21 protein-coding genes are annotated in these 20,706 nt (G+C 36.7%); 11 read left to right on the forward strand and 10 right to left on the reverse strand.

Annotated features, from left to right (window positions below):
* Window positions 1–34: 34 nt before the first annotated feature.
* Entirely contained in the window at window positions 35–2,020 is a 1,986-nt protein-coding gene (gene ftsH / locus DCS32_RS02955) for an ATP-dependent zinc metalloprotease FtsH (RefSeq protein ID WP_108876918.1), read from the reverse strand.
* 14 nt (window positions 2,021–2,034) lie between these two features.
* Entirely contained in the window at window positions 2,035–2,406 is a 372-nt protein-coding gene (rsfS, locus tag DCS32_RS02960) for a ribosome silencing factor (protein WP_108876919.1), read from the reverse strand.
* Window positions 2,407–2,489: 83 nt separating this feature from the next.
* Between rsfS and DCS32_RS02965 the strand changes: the two genes are divergently transcribed.
* The 4 genes from DCS32_RS02965 to DCS32_RS02980 all read left to right on the forward strand — a co-directional run bounded on the left by DCS32_RS02965 (window position 2,490) and on the right by DCS32_RS02980 (window position 7,431).
* Window positions 2,490–3,221 (forward strand): biotin--[acetyl-CoA-carboxylase] ligase, encoded by a 732-nt coding sequence (locus DCS32_RS02965; protein ID WP_108876920.1) that lies wholly within the window; start codon window positions 2,490–2,492, stop codon window positions 3,219–3,221.
* Between the two features lie 73 nt (window positions 3,222–3,294).
* Window positions 3,295–4,170: a lipoyl synthase gene (gene lipA, locus DCS32_RS02970; RefSeq protein ID WP_108876921.1), complete on the forward strand. Its 876-nt coding sequence runs from the start codon at window positions 3,295–3,297 to the stop codon at window positions 4,168–4,170.
* A 4-nt stretch (window positions 4,171–4,174) separates the two neighbouring features.
* A complete protein-coding gene (gene gap, locus DCS32_RS02975) occupies window positions 4,175–5,176 on the forward strand; it encodes a type I glyceraldehyde-3-phosphate dehydrogenase (protein WP_108876922.1) in 1,002 nt (333 codons plus the stop codon).
* Between the two features lie 32 nt (window positions 5,177–5,208).
* Window positions 5,209–7,431 carry a response regulator gene (locus tag DCS32_RS02980; RefSeq protein ID WP_108876923.1) on the forward strand — a complete coding sequence of 741 codons (2,223 nt, stop codon included), beginning with the start codon at window positions 5,209–5,211 and terminating at the stop codon, window positions 7,429–7,431.
* A 26-nt stretch (window positions 7,432–7,457) separates the two neighbouring features.
* On the opposite strand, the gene lpxK is transcribed toward DCS32_RS02980, so the two are convergent.
* Complete coding sequence (gene lpxK, locus DCS32_RS02985; RefSeq protein WP_108876924.1) at window positions 7,458–8,468, reverse strand: tetraacyldisaccharide 4'-kinase; 1,011 nt, start codon at window positions 8,466–8,468, stop codon at window positions 7,458–7,460.
* Window positions 8,469–8,501: 33 nt separating this feature from the next.
* Here lpxK and DCS32_RS02990 point away from each other — a divergent pair, with 33 nt between their 5' ends.
* From DCS32_RS02990 to msrA, 3 genes are all read left to right on the forward strand, one after another.
* Window positions 8,502–9,596 (forward strand): Nif3-like dinuclear metal center hexameric protein, encoded by a 1,095-nt coding sequence (locus tag DCS32_RS02990; protein WP_108876925.1) that lies wholly within the window; start codon window positions 8,502–8,504, stop codon window positions 9,594–9,596.
* A 3-nt stretch (window positions 9,597–9,599) separates the two neighbouring features.
* Window positions 9,600–10,379, forward strand: a complete 780-nt coding sequence (locus DCS32_RS02995; RefSeq protein WP_013751262.1) for a zinc ribbon domain-containing protein — start codon at window positions 9,600–9,602, stop codon at window positions 10,377–10,379.
* Window positions 10,380–10,589: 210 nt separating this feature from the next.
* Complete coding sequence (gene msrA, locus DCS32_RS03000) at window positions 10,590–11,246, forward strand: peptide-methionine (S)-S-oxide reductase MsrA (protein ID WP_108876926.1); 657 nt, start codon at window positions 10,590–10,592, stop codon at window positions 11,244–11,246.
* Here the strand turns inward: msrA and DCS32_RS03005 are convergent.
* Entirely contained in the window at window positions 11,243–12,046 is an 804-nt protein-coding gene (locus DCS32_RS03005) for a class I SAM-dependent methyltransferase (RefSeq protein WP_108876927.1), read from the reverse strand. The genes msrA and DCS32_RS03005 overlap by 4 nt on opposite strands.
* 20 nt (window positions 12,047–12,066) lie before the next feature.
* On the opposite strand from DCS32_RS03005, the gene DCS32_RS03010 reads away from it, so the two are divergent.
* The 4 genes from DCS32_RS03010 to DCS32_RS03025 all read left to right on the forward strand — a co-directional run bounded on the left by DCS32_RS03010 (window position 12,067) and on the right by DCS32_RS03025 (window position 15,788).
* On the forward strand, window positions 12,067–12,714 hold the full coding sequence (locus tag DCS32_RS03010; protein WP_108876928.1) for a flavin reductase family protein: 648 nt from the start codon (window positions 12,067–12,069) through the stop codon (window positions 12,712–12,714).
* A gap of 82 nt (window positions 12,715–12,796) precedes the next feature.
* Window positions 12,797–13,615, forward strand: coding sequence for a 3-deoxy-8-phosphooctulonate synthase (kdsA, locus tag DCS32_RS03015; RefSeq protein ID WP_108876929.1), 819 nt, complete (start codon window positions 12,797–12,799; stop codon window positions 13,613–13,615).
* Between the two features lie 122 nt (window positions 13,616–13,737).
* Complete coding sequence (gene rpoN, locus DCS32_RS03020; RefSeq protein ID WP_108876930.1) at window positions 13,738–15,183, forward strand: RNA polymerase factor sigma-54; 1,446 nt, start codon at window positions 13,738–13,740, stop codon at window positions 15,181–15,183.
* Window positions 15,183–15,788, forward strand: coding sequence for a hypothetical protein (locus tag DCS32_RS03025; protein WP_108876931.1), 606 nt, complete (start codon window positions 15,183–15,185; stop codon window positions 15,786–15,788). Before rpoN ends, DCS32_RS03025 begins: the two co-directional genes overlap by 1 nt.
* A 41-nt stretch (window positions 15,789–15,829) precedes the next feature.
* Here DCS32_RS03025 and DCS32_RS03030 read toward each other — a convergent pair whose 3' ends face one another.
* The 6 genes from DCS32_RS03030 to DCS32_RS03055 form a co-directional block, all read right to left on the reverse strand.
* Complete coding sequence (locus DCS32_RS03030) at window positions 15,830–16,531, reverse strand: porin family protein (protein WP_108876932.1); 702 nt, start codon at window positions 16,529–16,531, stop codon at window positions 15,830–15,832.
* A 104-nt stretch (window positions 16,532–16,635) separates the two neighbouring features.
* Complete coding sequence (locus DCS32_RS03035) at window positions 16,636–17,109, reverse strand: ExbD/TolR family protein (RefSeq protein WP_013751254.1); 474 nt, start codon at window positions 17,107–17,109, stop codon at window positions 16,636–16,638.
* 18 nt (window positions 17,110–17,127) lie between these two features.
* Complete coding sequence (locus DCS32_RS03040) at window positions 17,128–17,742, reverse strand: ExbD/TolR family protein (protein ID WP_013751253.1); 615 nt, start codon at window positions 17,740–17,742, stop codon at window positions 17,128–17,130.
* 2 nt (window positions 17,743–17,744) lie between these two features.
* Complete coding sequence (locus DCS32_RS03045; RefSeq protein ID WP_108876933.1) at window positions 17,745–18,179, reverse strand: hypothetical protein; 435 nt, start codon at window positions 18,177–18,179, stop codon at window positions 17,745–17,747.
* Window positions 18,180–18,210: 31 nt separating this feature from the next.
* Entirely contained in the window at window positions 18,211–19,005 is a 795-nt protein-coding gene (locus DCS32_RS03050) for a MotA/TolQ/ExbB proton channel family protein (RefSeq protein ID WP_041295665.1), read from the reverse strand.
* 1,105 nt (window positions 19,006–20,110) lie between these two features.
* The gene (locus DCS32_RS03055; protein ID WP_108876934.1) at window positions 20,111–20,596 is read right to left on the reverse strand and encodes a hypothetical protein; all 486 of its coding nucleotides are present in this window, start codon (window positions 20,594–20,596) and stop codon (window positions 20,111–20,113) included.
* Window positions 20,597–20,706 lie beyond the last annotated feature (110 nt).

The raw sequence follows: 20,706 nt of genomic DNA on the forward strand, positions 1-20,706 counted from the left end.
TTGAGGGTCTATCCCTTAATCGATTAGTCTAAAACTAGACTAATGGCTTAGTTTCAGAATCTTCAGAAGCTTCAGAAGCTTCTTCAATTTCGACATTTCCAAAAGCACGTTTTCCAAAAATCTCCTCTAAGTTATCTTTAAAAATTACTTCTTTATCAAGAAGATATTCTGCTAGTTGGGTAAGCTTTTCTTTTTCTTTAGTAAGTAAATCGATAGCTCTTTGATATTGCCCCTCTATAATATTAGAGATTTCTTTATCAATTATTTCTGCTGTCTGCTCACTATAGGGTTTTGTAAAACTACTATCTGATTGACCTGTAGAATCATAATAAGTAAGGTTACCTACTTTATCATTTAATCCATAAACAGTAACCATCATTCTAGCCTGCTTAGTTACTTTCTCAAGATCACTTAAAGCTCCAGTGGATATCTTGTTAAAGATTACCTTTTCTGCTGCTCTACCTCCCAAGGCAGCACACATTTCGTCTAGCATTTGTTCTGGACGAACGATAAGACGCTCTTCTGGTAAATACCAAGCCGCTCCTAATGATTGCCCACGAGGAACAATAGTCACTTTTACAAGTGGTGCAGCATGCTCAAGCATCCAGCTCACTGTAGCGTGTCCTGCTTCATGAAAAGCAATTGCGCGCTTTTCGTCTGGTGTGATAATTTTATTTTTCTTTTCAAGTCCTCCTACAATACGATCTACCGCATCTAAGAAATCTTGCTTACCTACTGCTTTACTTCCTTTACGAGCAGCAATAAGTGCAGCTTCGTTACACATGTTTGCAATATCTGCTCCAGAGAAACCTGGAGTTTGCTTTGCAAGAAAATCAACATCAAGCTCATCATCTACCTTTTTTAATGGACGAAGGTGAACTTCAAAAATCTCTTTACGTTCACGCACATCTGGAAGATCTACATAAATCTGTCGATCAAATCGACCTGCACGCATTAAGGCTTTATCAAGAACGTCTGCTCTGTTTGTCGCAGCAAGTACAATCACATTTGTATTAGTACCAAAACCATCCATCTCTGTTAGAAGTTGGTTAAGTGTATTCTCACGCTCATCATTACCTCCAGAAAAGTTGTTTTTTCCACGAGCGCGACCTATTGCATCAATCTCATCTATAAATATTATAGCTGGAGATTTTTCTTTTGCTTGTTTGAATAAATCACGCACACGCGAAGCACCCACACCTACAAACATCTCTACGAAGTCTGATCCTGACAATGAGAAGAAAGGAACCTTTGCTTCTCCTGCAACTGCCTTTGCTAGTAATGTTTTACCCGTACCTGGTTGTCCTACTAAAAGTGCGCCTTTAGGAATCTTACCTCCTAAACTTGTATACTTCTCTGGGTTCTTCAAGAAATCTACAATCTCTTGTATTTCTTCTTTTGCTCCTTCAAGTCCTGCTACGTCTTTAAATGTAGTCTTAACATCGGTTTTCTCGTCAAATAATTTAGCCTTTGACTTACCTATGTTAAAAATCTGACCTCCAGGCCCTCCTCCTCCACCAGAAGACATACGTCTCATGATAAAAATCCAAAGTCCTATGATAAGTATGAAAGGAAGAAAACTAGCAACAAGCCCCCACATATCACCTTCCGTCTCATAAGAAACTCTAGTGTCTAGGTTGTTTTCATCAATCGTTGTGTTGATATCATTTTCAAAATTCTGTAGATCTCCTATTTCAAAACGATAGTCTGGAGCACCGGCAGATGGTTTTAAAAAACCTGTAGCTCGTCCTTTATTGTGAACTTCCTTTGCTTCGGCTTCTTTAGTAAGATAAACCTTTACAGAGTTTTTATTTACAATCTCTACACGGGCAACATCACCAGCTTCAAGGTATTCTTCAAATTGGTAAAGAGAAGTTTTCTGCGCTTCACCTAACCCAGAGCTACCAGTAAGCATACTGATTGCAATAAATATTATAACTATTAAACCGTATATCCAGTAAGAACTAAACTTAGGTTTATTAGGCGGAGTACCACCTGCATTCTTTTCTTCTTTAGCCATTTAATCTTTTTTTTTTAATAATCTGACGGGATTGTAGTAATCTTAGCATCACCCCAAAGACTCTCTATATCATAGAATTCACGTATGTGCTTTTGAAAGACATGCACGACTACGTTCACGTAGTCCATAAGCACCCATTCTTGATTTTCCATACCCTCGATATGCCATGCTTTTTCTTGCAAAGCTTTACTAGCAGTCTTTTGGATAGAACTTACGATAGCTCCCACTTGGGTATTTGATGTTCCATCACATATGATAAAATAATCACAAACCGTATTTTCTATATCTCTAAGATCCAGTATATCAATATTCTGTCCCTTCACATCTTCAATTCCCTCGACAATCTTAGCAATTAATTGATCTGTATTCTTTTCCTTATTTACCATTAAATTCTTTAATTTACACAAAGTTATTACAAATTTACATTACTCTGCGGTCTTAACACAAGTTTAGACTGGGTGTTTTACATATGCGCATAGACAAACTTCATACCATTGACTCGACTAATGATTACCTCAAACGTATTTCCAAAGAAGAAAACGCAGAGGAAGACATTGTAGTCTGGGCATTAGAACAAACTGCTGGACGTGGGCAGATGGGTACTCAATGGCAAACAGAGAGTGGTAAAAACCTAACCTTCAGTGTCTTTAGAAAAGTAAAGCGAATTACCATTAACGAGCAATTTTATGCACTTATGGCAGCTTCTCTCGCCGTAAAAGATGTTTTATCTAAACTTCTTATAAAAAATGTTCGTGTAAAATGGCCTAACGACATATTGACAGATAACGACAAAATATGCGGCATACTTATAGAAAGTGTCATAAAAGGCGGGCAACTTGACGCAATGATCTTAGGCGTAGGACTTAATGTAAATCAGACACATTGGGAGAATGTACCTCGCGCTACCTCTATAAAATCTAGAACTGGGATTCATTTTGAGCTAGAAGAAATTTTATCGCTACTACTTAAGAGATTTCATCACTATGTTGACCTACTTCTCAAAGGAGAATTCAACACCATCAAAAATGACTACGAAGCTCACTTATTTAAAAAAGATAAACCTGCTACTTTTATTTCGGTAGGTGGACGTCAGTTTGTTGGGATAATCAAAGGTGTTTCAGAGTCTGGAAAACTTCTGCTTCAAGAAGAAAATGATATTGTAAATGAGTACGATCTCAAGGAACTTCAATTATTATATTAAGAGTACGCTTTCGCGAAAGCGTAACAACCCACAATTCATTATTTAGTATCTTTGTAACGCTATAAAAAATGCTATGCAAGAAGAACTCACTATTACTAAGCCAGAGCGCGTCGCAAAGCCAAAATGGCTTCGCGTAAAACTGCCTACTGGTAAGAAATATAAAGACCTACGTAATCTAGTAGACAAATACAGTCTTAATACGATATGCACCTCTGGAAGTTGCCCAAACATGGGTGAATGCTGGAGTGAAGGGACAGCGACATTTATGATTCTCGGGAACACCTGTACTCGTTCTTGTGGATTTTGTGGCGTAAAAACGGGTCGTCCAGAGCAAGTAGATTGGGAAGAACCAGAAAAAGTTGCTCGATCTATAAAATTAATGGACATTAAGCACGCAGTGATCACTTCTGTAGATCGCGATGACCTCAAGGATATGGGAACTATAATTTGGGCAGAAACTGTACAGGCTATACGCCGCATGAACCCAAATACAACTCTAGAAACTCTTATTCCTGATTTCCAAGGTAGAGAAGATTTACTGGATCGTATTGTAGCTGTAGCACCAGAAGTGGTGTCTCACAACATGGAAACTGTAAAACGTCTTACTCGCGAAGTACGTATACAAGCAAAATATGAACGTAGTCTTGGTATTTTAAAATATTTAAAAGACAGCGGAATTAAGCGTACAAAGTCTGGTATTATGCTAGGTTTAGGTGAAACTGAAGAAGAAGTAATTCAAACTTTGAAGGACTTACGATCTGTTAATTTAGATATCGTAACAATAGGTCAGTACTTACAGCCATCAAAAAAACATCTTCCTGTAAAACAATTTATCACTCCAGATCAGTTTCAGAAATATGAGAAGATTGGTTTAGAAATGGGATTCCGTCATGTAGAGAGTGGTGCACTCGTGCGCTCTTCTTACAAAGCACAGAAACACCTTACATAAAAGCATGACTACACTTAAGATTGCTATCAACGGTTTTGGCCGCATAGGTCGCACTGTGTTTAGACTTATTGAAGAGCATCCAGCAATGGAAGTAGTCGCAATCAATGATCTAGCAGACGCACGCACTTTATCTCACCTTCTTAAATACGATAGTATTCAAGGTGTTCTTAAAAAAGAGGTGTCACATAGTGAGGATACTATAATTATAGACGGTAAAATTATCCCGCTATATAATGAGCGTGAGATAAACAATATCCCTTGGAATGTTACATCTCCAGATATAGTTATAGAAAGTACAGGTAAGTTTAAAACTAAAAAAGATCTTGAAAAACACATAAGTGCTGGCGCAGCTAAAGTAATTTTAAGTGTGCCGCCACTTGATGAAGACATACCCATGATCGTTATGGGAGTAAATGATCATGAAATAAAAGACAGCGACACTATTATTTCAAACGCATCATGTACTACAAATAATGCTGCACCTATGGTGCAAATTATAGACGAACTGTGTGGTGTGGAGCAAGCCTACATAACTACGATACACTCTTACACAACAGATCAAAGTTTACATGATCAACCGCACCGCGACTTAAGAAGAGCACGAGCGGCAGGACAAAGTATTGTACCCACTACTACTGGAGCAGCAAAAGCTTTAACAGGTATTTTTCCTCATCTCTCTGATGTAATAGGTGGCTGTGGAATACGCGTACCGGTTCCTAATGGATCTCTCACGGATATTACTTTTAACGTAAAAAGAGACACTTCAATTAGTGAAATCAATGACGCTATGCATAAAGCATCATTAGGAAGATTTAAAGGTATTGTATCGTATACAGAAGCCCCTATAGTATCAATAGACATTGTAGGAAATCCCTACTCATGTACTTTTGATTCACAAATGACATCTGTTATAGGTAAGATGGTAAAAATTATAGGCTGGTATGATAATGAAATGGGATATTCTAGCAGAATAGTTGACTTAATACAACGGATTTCTACAAAATAATATATATTGCAGTTGAATAATCAGAATTTCTTATGAATTTGCTATTAGTACGTTTTCTTTTAGCGCTTCTTCTTTCTTACCCTGTGATAAGCATTGCCCAAGAAAGAGAGAATATAGAGGAAACGCTTACCAATGATAAAATAGACTCGCTTCTCAAGCGAGCTGTAATTGCAGTTTCTGATCGCAATTACAATCAAGCCATTGATATACTAAAGTATTCTAGAGACCTCGCAACAGGCATAGGCCATACAAAGCGTGTAGGTCTTGCATCTGGAACTCTTGCAAAACTTTATTTCCAACTTAATGATTATGAGAAAGCACTTGTTGAAAACGAGCGCGCAATAGCTTTACAAAAAGAAACCAAAAGCCTCGACCTCTTAGGACAGAGTTACATTACTGCTACTCAACTAGCGCTTATAAAAAAAGACACTACCACTGCCCTATCATATATTTCTAATGGAATTGTAACTCTCGAGAATAGCACTCGAAACGACCTAAAGGCTCAATTACACACATTAAAAGGTGACATTTTAAGAAACAGTAAAAGTCATCTTGACGCTATTACATCTTACAATAAGAGTATAGAGTATGCAAAAGATGAAAAGAGCGACTACCTAAAAACTCAAGCACTTACCAATAAAGCACTAAGCCTAGCCGAATTAGGAAGACTTGAAGAAGCAGATGAAACCTTATTAGAAGTTGAGGGGTTATTAAGCTCAAATAATTTCCCGAGCATTAGCACTACGTTATTCAAAGTCAAGCACCTTGTTGCACAAGGACGTGGCAACTACAGAGAAGCAAATGACTACTTAACATCATATTATCAAGCAACAAGCCAGAATACATTAAGTACAGTGTCGAGTGTGCCATTACCTACATCAGAGAGCCCAGAACTTGATGAGATGGTAAAACGACTAGAAAAAAACATTGAAATCGAAGAGGATAGAAACTCTCGGGCAATGAGACTTACACTTGTACTCAGTATTGCTCTTTGTTCTATTCTTGCCCTGCTTACCTTATCATTATATAAGAACAACAACCTAAGAGCAAAAGCGAATGAGCTTTTGCAAGCTAAAAATGTCGAGCTTGTAATCGCAAGAGATAATGCAGAAAAAGCGTCGATGGTGAAAGCTCAGTTTTTGTCTACAATAACACATGAGCTACGAACACCTATGTATGCTGTTACAGGACTCACACACTTACTCCTTTCTGAAAATCCAACCGAAGATCAGAAAAAGCACCTTGACTCTCTCAAATTTTCTGGAGAGTACCTACTTTCTCTTATAAACAACATTCTTGACCTCAACAAATTAGAGGCAAATAAAGTAGAGGTTGAAGAAACAGCTTTCAACATCAAGAAGCGTATTGAAGATGTGTTATTTGCCTTAGGTAAATCTGCTAGAGACAAAGGAAATAAATTACATATTGAATTTGACCCTAATATACCTACAGAACTTCTAGGAGATCCATTAATGATTTCTCAAGTACTAATCAACCTAGTAGGAAACGCCATAAAATTTACCCGAGATGGTGACGTATGGGTTCGTGTACAGAAGATTAGCCAAGGTGAATCAGACATTAAATTACACTTTGAAATTGAAGATAATGGCGAAGGAATTTCAAAAAAGAAGCAAAAGACAATTTTCCAAAACTTCACTCAAGGCTCAGTAGCTATTAATAGAAAATTTGGCGGTACAGGCTTAGGGCTATCTATTGTTAAGAATCTACTAGACCTACTTAATAGCGAGATATTATTAGAAAGCACCTTAGGCAAGGGAACTACTTTTAAATTTGATCTTAATTACAACTTGACCAAGACACTACCAGGTGAAGCAAATGCAAATGAAATCGTGTACGAAATAGATTATAATGCCCTTGAGAATCGTCATATACTTGTAGTAGAAGACAATAAGATTAACCAGATGATTACTCGCAAGATTCTTGAAAAGAACAAAATCACCTGCGAAACAGCTGATAACGGTGAGATTGCTGTTGAAAAAGCACGCACAGAAAAATTTGACCTTATTCTAATGGATATACATATGCCTGGAATAAGTGGTATAGAAGCTACAGAACAAATTCGTTTGTTTGATAAAGACATCCCTATACTAGCACTTACCGCTGTTACGATAGACGAAAACATTGATGAATTCCACGCTGTTGGATTTAATGACATTATCCCTAAACCATATAAGGTAGAAGAGTTTTTCCAAAAAATCTACAACGGACTTAGAAATAGCAAAGTACTTAGCTAAACCGCTCTATTGAAATTTACTTGCTTTTAAAAACTTGAGACAAAGTTTTTAATCTCTCCAGATAACAACTTTTCACCATCCAGAAATTGCGCCTTTATAGGCAAATAGTACAAGTCGCTCATCTTAAGTAAAGGACGGAGTCTTACATAATCTTTTTCTGTAGTGAGGATACAATCTAATGTATCAAGCATTTCTATCTCAGAGCTTGTAAAATTATGATGATCCCCATATGCCTCATGAGAAAATGACAACCCTTGACTAGCTAAATAAGCCGACAGCGGTTTAGGGTTTGCAATTCCCGTTACTAGCGTAACCTTTTTAACCTTAAGACGGTTTAACGGTACAGGCCCTAGAGCAGAATATACCTTCTCATCATAGGAGATTGTTGAAAAATATACTTGCTGAGTTCTATTCACATTTAAAGAATCAACAATAGAGAGTTGTTCTTGTGAACTTAAATTCTCTGGACATTTAGTCACCACTACAACCTCTGCCCTACTTGCGCCAGCTCGAGGTTCTCTTAAGTTTCCAGCAGGCAGCAAGAAGTCGTTGCTATACAAATCACTATATGCTGTTAATAGTATATAAAACCCAGCCTCTACCTTTCTATGCTGGTAAGCATCGTCTAGAACTACAACTTCAGGTGGATCAACTTTTGACAATAAGGTTTCGATACCAGTTTGACGATCTTCACAAACTGCAACTTGGATATTATTGAATTTCTGAGCAAACTGCAATGGCTCATCACCTACCATAGTTGCTTGATTTTTTGGATGAACATCTAGGTATCCTTTCGTTTTTCGGCCGTAGCCCCTACTTAGCGTAGCTACTCGATAATCATCCTGTAAAAGCCGAACTACAAACTCAGTCATTGGGGATTTTCCAGTTCCTCCCACACTTAAATTACCCACACATATCACTGGAACATCATATTTTTTTGACTTAAATATTCCGGTGTCGTAGAGCTTATTTCGCGTAAGCGTAACTAAATAATAAATTCCCGCAATGGGAAATAACAAGAGACGTAGTTTTCTCATAAAACGAAGGTATCATTTTTTATCTTTACGCTTATGAAGGTACAAGATGTAAGTAATTTAATTAATGAATGGGCACCACTTGCTTATGCAGAAGATTTTGACAATGTCGGTCTTCTTGTAGGTGACCCTCATCAAGAAGTAAGTAATATACTCGTATCACATGATGCACTAGAAAATGTGGTTGATGAGGCAATTGCAAAAAACTGCAACCTTATTGTTTGTTTTCATCCTATAATTTTCTCAGGATTAAAAAGGCTCACATCAAACAACTATGTGCAAAAAGTGGTTCAAAAGGCTATTAAAAATGATATTGCCATATTTGCAATTCACACAGCATTAGATAACGTAGAGCACGGTGTTAACTTTGGGATGTGCAAAGCCCTCAATCTATCAAATACTAAGATTCTAAGCCCTAAACAACATCATATTTACAAACTCACCACTTATGTTCCCCACGCTTCTGTAAAGAGCGTTACTGATTCATTATTTAAAGCTGGAGCTGGAAGTATAGGCAATTATGATGAGTGCAGCTTTGAAGTAAAAGGTCAAGGTTCTTTTAAAGGAAATGAAAACTCTACCCCTGTCATAGGGAGTAGAGGCACAAAACATATTGAACCAGAGACACAAGTACATCTTACGTTTGAAAAGCATCTTAAGTCTAAAATTTTACAAACGCTATTTGAAAATCATCCTTATGAAGAAGTTGCTTATGAAATCACCTCTCTAGAAAATACACTACAAAATGTGGGCATGGGTATGATAGGTGAGCTTGATAAAGAAATGAGTGAGGCGGATTTTTTAGCTTTCGCGAAAGCGCAATTTAAAACAGGTGGTATACGTCATTCACAATTGTTAGGTAAGCCTGTAAAGAAAATAGCCGTACTAGGAGGCAGCGGAGCCTTTGCCATTAAAAGTGCAAAAGCTCAAGGAGCCGATGTACTTGTTACTTCAGATTTAAAATATCACGACTATTATCAAGCCGAAAGTCGCATCCTTTTGTGCGATGTGGGACATTATGAAAGTGAGCGATATACGAAAAACCTAATATGCGATTATCTTACAGAAAAAATTAGTACTTTTGCAATCATTTTATCTGAGGAAAATACCAATCCTATCAACTATTTTTAACGTATGGCAAAGAAGAAAGAAGCAACAGTAGAAGAAAAACTACGCTCGCTTTACGATTTACAACTTATAGATTCACGTGTGGACGAGATCCGCAATGTACGTGGAGAGCTTCCACTGGAAGTTGAAGACCTTGAAGATGAAGTAGCTGGTCTTAACAAGCGCATCGAGAAGTTAGAAAACGATTTAAAATTGGTAGACGACTCTATCAAGGCTAAAAAAATCCAGATAGATGACTCAAAAGCATCTATTAAAAAATACTCTGAGCAGCAAAAAAACGTACGTAATAACCGTGAGTTTAATGCTTTAAGCAAAGAAGTAGAGTTCCAAGAACTTGAAATTCAACTTGCAGAGAAGAATATCCGTGAGTATAAAGCACAGATTGAGCAAAAAGGAGAAGTTATCACGCAAACTAAGCAACGCCTTGGTGAACGTGAGAACCACCTTAAGCACAAGAAAAATGAGCTAGATGCTATTCTTTCTGAAACAGAGAAAGAAGAACAAGCACTTCTAGCTAAAAGTGCAGAATATGAAACTAACATTGAAGACCGTTTAGTTAAAGCTTACAAGAGAATTCGTTCTAGTGTACGTAATGGCCTTGCTATTGTACCCATAGAGCGTGGAGCATCTGGAGGATCTTACTTTACAATCCCACCACAAGTACAGGTTGAGATTGCTGGACGTAAGAAAATCATCACAGATGAGCACTCTGGTCGTATCTTAATAGATAGCGAACTAGCAAATGAGCAACATGAGAAAATGGTAAAGCTTTTTAAGAAGCTCTAACCACTTTTCCTTACAACATTAAAAAGCCTTCTATTTATAGAGGGCTTTTTTTTGCCTATTAGTTATAATAAGGATATTTTATAATTACAGAATAGGACAATCATAGATTAAATGACGAGTCTTATAACATATGACCCATTTTGATTAACAAAACCATAACAACAATCTCAACTCTTATGGTGTACTTTTATAGACTTTAAATAAACATTTATGAAATTACTTACCTCCCTTGCAACGCTCATTACTTTTATGGCCTGCAACCATGACCCTAAGCCTATGACTGAGCCTACAGCTATGCTTGACCCAGTAGAAACGACATTTCAAGATGGGATGAGTAGAGCATATTTTGCTAGTGGATGTTTCTGGTGCGTAGAAGCAGTCTTTGAAAGTGTAAAAGGTGTTGATGAGGCAGTAAGCGGCTACAGTGGCGGCAAAGAAGACAATCCAACTTACAAACAAGTGAGCTACGGAAACACAACTCACGCTGAAGCTGTGGAAGTAATTTATGACCCAAAAGTGATCTCTTTTCAACAGCTAGTAGATGTGTTTTTTGGATCACAAGACCCAACTACAAAAAATCGTCAAGGGCCAGACGCTGGGCCTCAATATCGTTCTATCGCTTTCTATCAAAACGATAGCGAGAAAAAAATAATAGATGAAACTATTGCTGCTTTGAATGAGTCTACATACAATGGTCGCATAAGCACTCAAGTGCTACCGTTTCAAAAATTTTGGATTGCCGAAGACTACCACCAAGATTACGAGAAAAACAATCCAAATAACCCATATATTCAAAATGTTTCTATCCCAAGATATAGACGTTTTGCACAAAAATTTCCAGAACTACTTAAAGAGGATGCACACTAAACTTTAGTAGCTTTTATCTCAAAAATTAATGGATATAAATGGTCTTTACTTTCGTAAAGGCCATTTTCCTTTTTAACTAAATCCGGAAGAACATCATAAGGAGAAGCATCGTGCTCTCTTAAAAATTCTACTTTGAGACCGGCATCTATAAGAGCAGTAACCACTTCACCTAAACCGTGATTCCATCCATACTCCTTACTTATCATCGTCGAATCTGGCTGAGCATAAGTCCCCTTATATTCTTCGTAAACTGGCTCATCTTGATGGTAGCCATATTTCATTACCGGTCTATCTCCTGTATAATCAAACATCCACACGATGGGATGAAACTCTACCATATAAAACGTTCCTCCACTCTTTAATCGTTCTGCAATCATAAGCGCCCAAGGTTTTAAATCTGGCAACCACCCTATCACACCATAACTTGTAAAAACAACATCAAACTGCTCTTGAATATGCATTGAAGTATCAAGAACATTACAACACACAAATTCGGCAGACAAACCTAGTTGTTTGTTTAGCTTTCGCGAAAGCGTAATTGCTTCCTCACTAATATCTACTCCTGTTGGCAACGCACCCAGCCTTGCCCAACTCAACGTATCTTGTCCAAAATGACACTGAAGATGTAGTAAACTTTTACCATTTACATCTCCCAAAGCATCAAGCTCATAGCTATTAAGAGAATTTTTACCATCTAAAAATGATGGCATATCATAGAAGCTACTCTCTGCATGTATAGGGACTTTCTTTTCCCAAGTTTCCTTATTTGTGCCAAAGTAATCTTGAAACTGCTCTTTCATAATCCGTATTTTTGGAAATCATGAAAAAGATACTACATTTTGACGACGACGCAATTAATGCTATGGAGAAGCGCTATCGTGCAAACTTTATTAATAGTGTTACTGGTTATAAAAGCGCCAACCTGATAGGTACTATATCTAAGGATGACCATGAAAACCTAGCTATTTTTAGCTCTGTCACACACATAGGAAGTAATCCCGCAATGTTAAGTTTCATCATGAGGCCTACTACGGTACCAAGACATACGTACGCAAATATTAAAGAGACGGGAGTTTTTACAGTAAACCATATTAATACTACAATAGTTTCACAATCTCACCAGACAGCAGCGGCTTACGAGGAAAACGTTTCAGAATTTGACGCGACTGGTTTACAAACTGAATATTTAAATAACTGGAAGGCACCATTTGTAAAACAAGCACATATTAAAATTGCCTGCAAATATGTAAACGAATACAGCATTAAAGAAAATGGCACTATTTTGATGATAGGAGCTATTAAGGAAATCTTCATGCCGGATAATTGCCTAGATAAAGATGGATGGATTGATCTAGAAGCATCTATGGGAGTAACCATAAACGGACTTGATGGTTATGCTTCTCCAAAACTTATAGACAGATTTTCTTATGCAAAACCTGATAAGCAACCCACTTCTATCAAGAAGTAACAATGCTCATCTGTTTTAATACTATCTTTGTAACACCCATTTATTCCTTAAAAAAATCCAGGAAACAATTAAAAACTAAACGATGAAACTTTCTAACATACCTAAAATAAAACATACAGATGCCAATAACTTTTTCCTACTATGTGGCCCATGCGCTATAGAAGGAGAAGACATGGCAATGCGCATTGCAGAGAAGGTGGTAAAAATTACCGACTCTCTAAATATACCATATGTTTTTAAAGGAAGTTTTAGAAAAGCAAATCGTAGCAGAGTAGATAGTTTTACAGGTATAGGAGATGAAAAAGCTCTTGAGATTCTAGCAAAGGTTTCGGCAGAATTTGATGTACCTACTGTAACGGATATTCACGAAAGTTCTGATGCTGCTCTCGCAGCACAATATGTAGATGTTTTACAAATTCCTGCATTTTTAGTAAGACAAACTTCGCTTGTAGTCGCTGCTGCCGAAACAGGAAAGGTAGTAAACCTAAAAAAAGGACAATTCATGTCTCCAGAATCTATGAAGCATGCTGTACAAAAAGTGCATGACACAGGTAATGAAAATGCTTGGATTACAGATCGCGGGACTATGTTTGGCTACCAAGATATGATTGTAGATTTTAGAGGAATACCTACGATGAGACAGTATGCTCCTACGGTACTTGATGTGACACATTCTTTACAACAACCTAATCAATCAAGTGGAGTTACTGGTGGAAGACCAGATATGATTGAAACTATAGCAAGAGCCGGAATTGTAAATAATGTAGACGGACTGTTTATTGAAACGCACTTTGACCCTGCAAATGCAAAAAGTGATGGAGCAAATATGCTTGATCTTGCATATCTAGAACAATTACTAAGCAATCTTGTTGCAATTAGAAAGGTTGTAAATAACCTATAAATAAAATAACACCAAACAGTTTAAAATCTAAAATATAAGAGAGCATAACTTCTATTAATTAAAAGTTTGCTTAACATATATTTCTCATCACTGTCTATTGCTTTTTCGTAACTTCGTTTTATATGTTAAAACAGCAACTTAATTTTAAACTTTCGCAAAAGCTTTCTCCGCAGCAAATCCAGCTGATGAAGCTTATCCAACTTCCTACGCAGGCGTTTGAACAAAAAATCAAACAAGAGCTGGAAGAAAATCCCGCGCTCGATAGCGGCAAGGAAGAAGTTCAAGATGATTTTGAAGAGTTTGACAATACAGATGACTTTGATGAAGCGCCAGAGGTTGAAATTAATGTGGATGATTACCTAAGTGATGATGAAATCCCAGAGTATCGCCTGAGCGCAAATAATTATAGTGCAGATGATGAGGACAAACAAGTCCCTTATGCTTCAGGAACATCATTTAATCAATATCTAAAAACACAACTCAATACCGTAAGAATATCTTCTGAAGAGCGCGAAGTGGCCGAATTTATCATAGGCTCTCTAGACGAAGCAGGATACCTGAGACGTCCGCTAGCAGATCTCATGGACGACCTAGCTTTTACACAAAACATCTACACCTCTGAAGATGTTATAGAAAAAATGCTTTTTAAAGTACAAGATCTTGATCCTGCAGGTGTGGGCGCACGTAATTTACAAGAATGCCTGGTACTACAACTAGACAGAAAGCCAGCTACAAAATCTGTATCGCTAGCCGTTGATATTCTTGAAAAGTCTTTTGACCATTTTAGCAAGAAGCATTACAAAAAGCTCATGGCTAAGTTCCACATCACAGAAGAGGAACTTAAAGATGCCATTAATGAGATAGAGCATCTTAATCCAAGGCCAGGAGGATCATACTCTAGTAACACAAAAATAGTAGAGCACGTTGTTCCAGACTTCACCATACGCATAGTAGATGGCGAACTAGAACTCTCACTAAATGGACGTAATGCTCCAGAACTTAAAGTATCTCGAGATTATAGTAACATGCTTAAAGGCTATAAAGAATCTAAGGAGCGTACTAAAGCACAGAAAGATGCAGTAATGTTCATTAAGCAGAAGCTTGATGCTGCCAAATGGTTTATAGAAGCCATCATACAGCGACAGCAAACGCTTTTTGTCACTATGAGTAGCATCATGCATTATCAAGAAAAATACTTCTTGACTGGCGATGAGCGCAACTTAAGGCCTATGATATTGAAAGATATCGCTACAGAAATTGGAATGGATGTATCCACCGTTTCTCGGGTAGCAAATAGTAAATATGTAGACACACCTTACGGGACAAAACTTATTAAAGAGTTCTTTTCTGAGAGCATGACAAATGATCAAGGTGAAGAAGTATCTACACGTGAGATCAAAAAAATCTTAGAAATGGTTATCGAGGAAGAAGATAAGCGTAAGCCTCTTACAGATGATAAACTTGCGGCCATTTTAAAAGTAAAAGGATACCCTATAGCACGTAGAACGGTAGCTAAATATCGCGAGCAACTAGATCTTCCAGTAGCGAGATTACGTAAACAGATTTAATGAAATTTTTAATACGTAGCTTTTCCTATATTTTTCACCCTCTCTTTATGCCGCTGAGTGGTGTTTTGTATTACTTCTACATGTCTCCTAGATATTTTAATGAAGAGTTCATGTACTCTAAAGTTTTTGCGGCGGCTATAATGACCACTGTAATACCCATTTTAAGCTTCTATATGCTCAAAAACCTACAATTGGTCTCAAGTATACACCTCAAAGATGTAAGGGAGCGCAAATGGCCGCTACTCATGCAGATGGTATTCATCTTTCTATTAATAAGATTAATATTTGACGGTTATGAGATACCTGCACTTTATTTTTTCTTTGTCGGAGTTTTAGGAGCTAGCTCTGGAGCATTTTTACTATCTCTTTTTAAGTTTAAAGCAAGTCTTCACATGATAGGGCTCTCGGGAGTTTTATTCTTTATTATAGGACTCAGTCTTCACTATGGCTCAAACATGCTTCCCTGGATTGCAGTTGGAATTTTTGCTTGTGGCGCAACGGCTACATCGAGACTAGACGCAAAAGCCCACACTCCTATTGAACTTATTATAGGATTTATTATAGGTGCCGCTTCGCAATTTTTAGTCTATCCTTATTGGCTATAATAGTAGTAGTAGTAGTGTCACGCTTTCGCGAAAGCGTACACTTATAAGAAGTAAAAAATTAATCCCAAACGAATCACCTGAAGGTTGACATTATCGCCATCTATTTGCGCGCCGTCATTAAATAGCGTGCTTAAACCATAATACCCTTGAAAATTAAAAGCTCCATACCCGAAAGAAAATGATGGCCCATACTGGAAATTATTAATTTCAGGTAAATCCGTACGAACAACATCAGTACTAGCATCTTGAAAAGTAGATTTAAACCTGAATAAATAACCTAATTTTACTCCAGCATGTATACGCCAAAAACTGTACTTGGTCGGTGTAGATGTGCGCCATCTATATTCAAGTGGAAACTCAAGAGTATATGTAGTAAATCTATTTACATCTTCGTTTATCTGATCATCAAGGATTTCATAATTGGTCACATTACCCGCTACTTCTTCACCCACGAATAAATTTTGATTATACGTATCTAGCGCAAGACCTATTCCCACACCAATAGCCTTATTCCGGCGCTTATTGATTGGAAAATCCCTAATAATTCCAGCCTGTATTCCGGCACTAAGACCATTTTGACTAAAGTCTGCTGGCTTATTACTTAATAAATTAAATGTAACACCTACATAAACTTGATCTTCCCTATATAAGGAATCCACTCTCTCCTCATAAGATACAGCCTCCTCTTGAGCCATTAAGCCGGTAGTGAGATATAAAATGATTAAAAACAAGTAGTATTTCAAGAGAAAGAATTTGTAACAAATATAAGAGAAATGACAATGAGTATTGAAAATAAAAAAACGCCTTGAGTTACCTCAAGACGTTTTTTTACTAATTTAATGTAGGACTACTGCGTTACAGCATCATCCGTTTGTGTGGTAATATAAATTACCTTAAGCATGTTTGCTTGTCTAAGCTCCTGCTTTACGTCATATACCAAACCTGAATTAGTTTCCTTATCTACCTTAAAGGCAACCATTACACGGTCTTTAAGCTCATCTCTAAGCTTTTCACGCTCTTCAAGTATTGCTGGTTGTACTTCGTTTATGTTTACAAACTTGTCTCCAATTTGTATTTTTCCTTCTGTACCAAGGTTCTTATAACCCTCTCCTGGAGTACCAGCAAAGATGTATACACTTCGATCCTTTTTAAGCTTCTCAGTTTGATCTGCTGAAGGTAAAATTTGAGCTACTTTAACGTCGTTTTTACGCAACACTGTAGCTACCATAAAGAAGAATAATAACATAAATACAATATCTGGTAAGGAAGCAGTATTTACCGCTGGTAATTCCTTAGCACCGCCTTTTCTAAATTTTGACATATTGTTATTGTTTTTATATTAGTTATTAGGATCTACTTCAGAAAGCTTCTGAGGATACATGTTCTTGATAATATCAAGTTTCTTCTCAGTTGCATCTTCGTTACCCTTAAAAACACCTTCATCTATCGCTTTACTTACTTCGGTGTATTTCCAACCGTATAAGCGCTGCGATTCTCTATCACGTAAGAAATTATATGCTCCTACTAGCTCATTTTGAACTGTTATAAAAGACTCGTAAGATGACTCACGAAGACTCTTTACAGTAACAATAGCTTTATCAGGATAATCCGATGAACTCGGATTACGTTCTCCCTGACAATAGTCGCAATACCCTTCTTGTCCTTTTGGCACTCCCCCATTATCTAGGAAAGCAATGGCTGCTGCTTGAAGATCTTTCATCTCCATAGGCTCATTTTCAACCAAAAGCTGTTCTTCATTGTTTACAATAACAACAAAAAGGTTCTTTTCTTTTATGATAGGAGGCTCCACATTTTCAGGCTGCTCTGGCGGTAACGCTCTTACTAGACCTCTATCTTTTTCAATGGTAGTAGTTACCAAGAAGAAGATAAGTAGTAAGAATGCGATGTCTGCCATAGACCCTGCATTAATTTCTGGTGCATTTCTCCTAGCCATAATTATTTATTTACAAGTTTCTTAGCTCCAGAGATAACCATTAATACAATTGCGATAGCCGCAAGTATAAAGAATGCATTAATACCAGCGCTTACCCATTGTGAACCACTAGCAGATAGCATTTCCCCGTCTTTCATTGCAACTTCTTCTGCTCCGCTTGCAGCGAAGTAAGATATAGCAACTACTAACAAGAATGCTCCGGCACCTATTAGTGTATTCTTTGCGTTACCCGAAAATAGACCTTTGATAACAAAAATCGCTACGAGTACTATTGCGATACCTATAACTATCCAAGCAAGGAGAATCATAATATCAACAAGGTTCTGTGAATCACCACCTACGATGGCTTCATTGTTTGCCCATACCATACCAGCAACAACAAGTGCTACGATACCTACGATACCAACAATGAGTTTTAAAATTTTATGTAATCCCATAATATGTATGAATTTTTAAGATTACTATATATTACTTCTTGTAACGTACAAGCATGTCCATCAATGTGATTGATGCATCTTCCATATCGTTTACGATACTGTCAATTTTTGCAATAATATAGTTATAGAATATTTGAAGAATAATAGCCACAATCAGTCCAAATACTGTTGTAAGAAGTGCTACTTTAATACCTCCTGCTACAAGAGCTGGATTCATATCACCTGCTGCTTCAATTCTATCAAAGGCTTGAATCATACCGATTACTGTACCCATGAAACCAAGCATTGGTGCAAGTGCGATAAATAATGAAATCCAAGATACGTTCTTTTCAAGTTGTCCCATTTGAACACCACCATAAGCTACAACAGCTTTTTCAGCAGCTTCTACTCCTTCATCTACACGGTCAAGACCTTGGTAGTAGATAGAAGCAACAGGCCCCTTAGTGTTACGACATACTTCTTTTGCAGCTTCAACACCACCACTATTTAATGCATCTTCAACATCTTGAGCTAACTTCTTAGTGTTAGTAGATGCTAGGTTAAGATATATAATACGCTCAATAGCAATTGCAAGTCCTAAAATAAGACATAAAAGTACAATCCCCATGAATCCAGGACCTCCTTCAATGAATCGTTTTTTCAAATCTTGCGTAAAAGAAAGCTCTTCTGCTACGGCTTCATCTTGAAAAGATGCACCAGAATCTACATTCGCAACGATTTGTTGGATTTGTACTGGAAGGGTTGTTTGTGCGTTACTGGCGTTTGCTGTGAATGTGCTTAACACTACTACAGCGGCAATTGCCATGATAGAGAATAATTTTTTCATTGCTCTTGATCTTAAAGTTTAAATTAGTAAAGGGTTAAATATAGTAATTAATTAGATTAACTGTAACAAATATAGAAAAGCATCGTCTTATTTTAATTACAATTAATTTAGTATGTAATCTCTAAAGTAGCTTGCTTTCGCTAAAATTTGCATGAAATTCATCCAATTTTATCACAAAATAATTACTTCACGTTTTTGTGAAATCTTTTGAGATAGCAAGTATATGAAAGTATGCTGTAATTTCTTACTACCTTGATACTTTTTTAATAGAAATACTTCATTATTGTGAAAAAATAAATAGTCTGTTCTATATGTTGAGTTTTTCACCTAGAAAATACCTGTGAAATTAGGAAATACCAGTTCTTAACTAAGCATAAAAAGCTCTCAATTTTATTTGAAAGCTTTTCTTTAGAATAACTAATAGTATGTTGCTGAACACTTACCTTTTCTCTATAATAAACCCTAACATTCTATTAATTTGACGCTGCACTTCATCGCATTGCACTCCATTAGAACAATCATTAGCAATTGCGTTTCTCCAAAACCTTGAGCAGATAACATCTCACTTTATTATTAAGATCAATGATGGAATTACAACTATTAACTACCGCAGTATTTTAACTTATTTGACAAGTATGAATCTCTCAATATATTTACTGCATACAACTAATAAGCTCTAATTAATGCTCTTAAAACGCATGCAGCCAGTTATAATTATAAAAGACTTCAAAAAACAATCCACTATTATAGAAATAAGCGTCTTATATATAGGTCATGAAAAATACTATACCTAAAATAGAGACAGAAACTTTTAAACTTAGAAATTTACAAGGGTGGATAGGAGCTAAGACACATTAAATTCATACCCCAAAACGAACTACTTTAAAACTTAGTTTTAGAAAAGTCGACAACTTCATAAGGTAATAACATCAATTTAAAGTAATTTAATATCCCAAGTACTATTTTATAGCTAACAGTAAATGCAGTTTTAATAAGTTAAAAATAGCGGAAAGTGTAAATTTATTAGGTGATAGTTTTTAAAATAGAAAACCCCACAGAAATGCATCTGTGAGGTTTTAAAATATAAAATACATCAAATAAATTCTTATTCGTTTGATGTGGCATTAACATCCTCCATCATCATTTTCTTATCCTCTTCGGCAATTTTATCGTGTTCAGATTTTAGAATTTGATGTTCTTTTTCCATTTTTTCGTGTTCAGCTTGCATAGATGCGTGTTCTTCTTTCATAGCCTCGATGGTTATATCGCCAGAAAGATGCTTCGCCTCTAGCGCTTCGTGTTTTTCTAAAAGTGCAGTATGGGCATCTATAAGTGATTGATGTCTGTTGAGCAAAGCACTATGTTGCTTCTCTATTGCGATGTGTAATGTGTCATTCTCAACTTCTTTATGCATTGCAATCATCTCCTCGTGATTGTCTTTCATAGCAGTATGCTCAGACTCCATAGCGTCGTGAGATGTTTCCATTGTACTGTGAGCGGTTACTAGCTCTTTATGAGCTGCAGACTCTGCTGGGTTTTCTTTACAAGATACTGCTGCGAGTACTAATGCAAAAATCATAAGATATTTCATAAATAAATAGTGTTATAGTTATGGTGTAAAGGTATTTAAATTGCGTACAAAAGTTTACAAATCTTAAAACTAAATTCTTGATGTGCCGTAAAATGTTTAATTTTATACAT

It is taken from the genome of Dokdonia sp. Dokd-P16, from assembly GCF_003095655.1.
Taxonomy (GTDB): domain Bacteria; phylum Bacteroidota; class Bacteroidia; order Flavobacteriales; family Flavobacteriaceae; genus Dokdonia.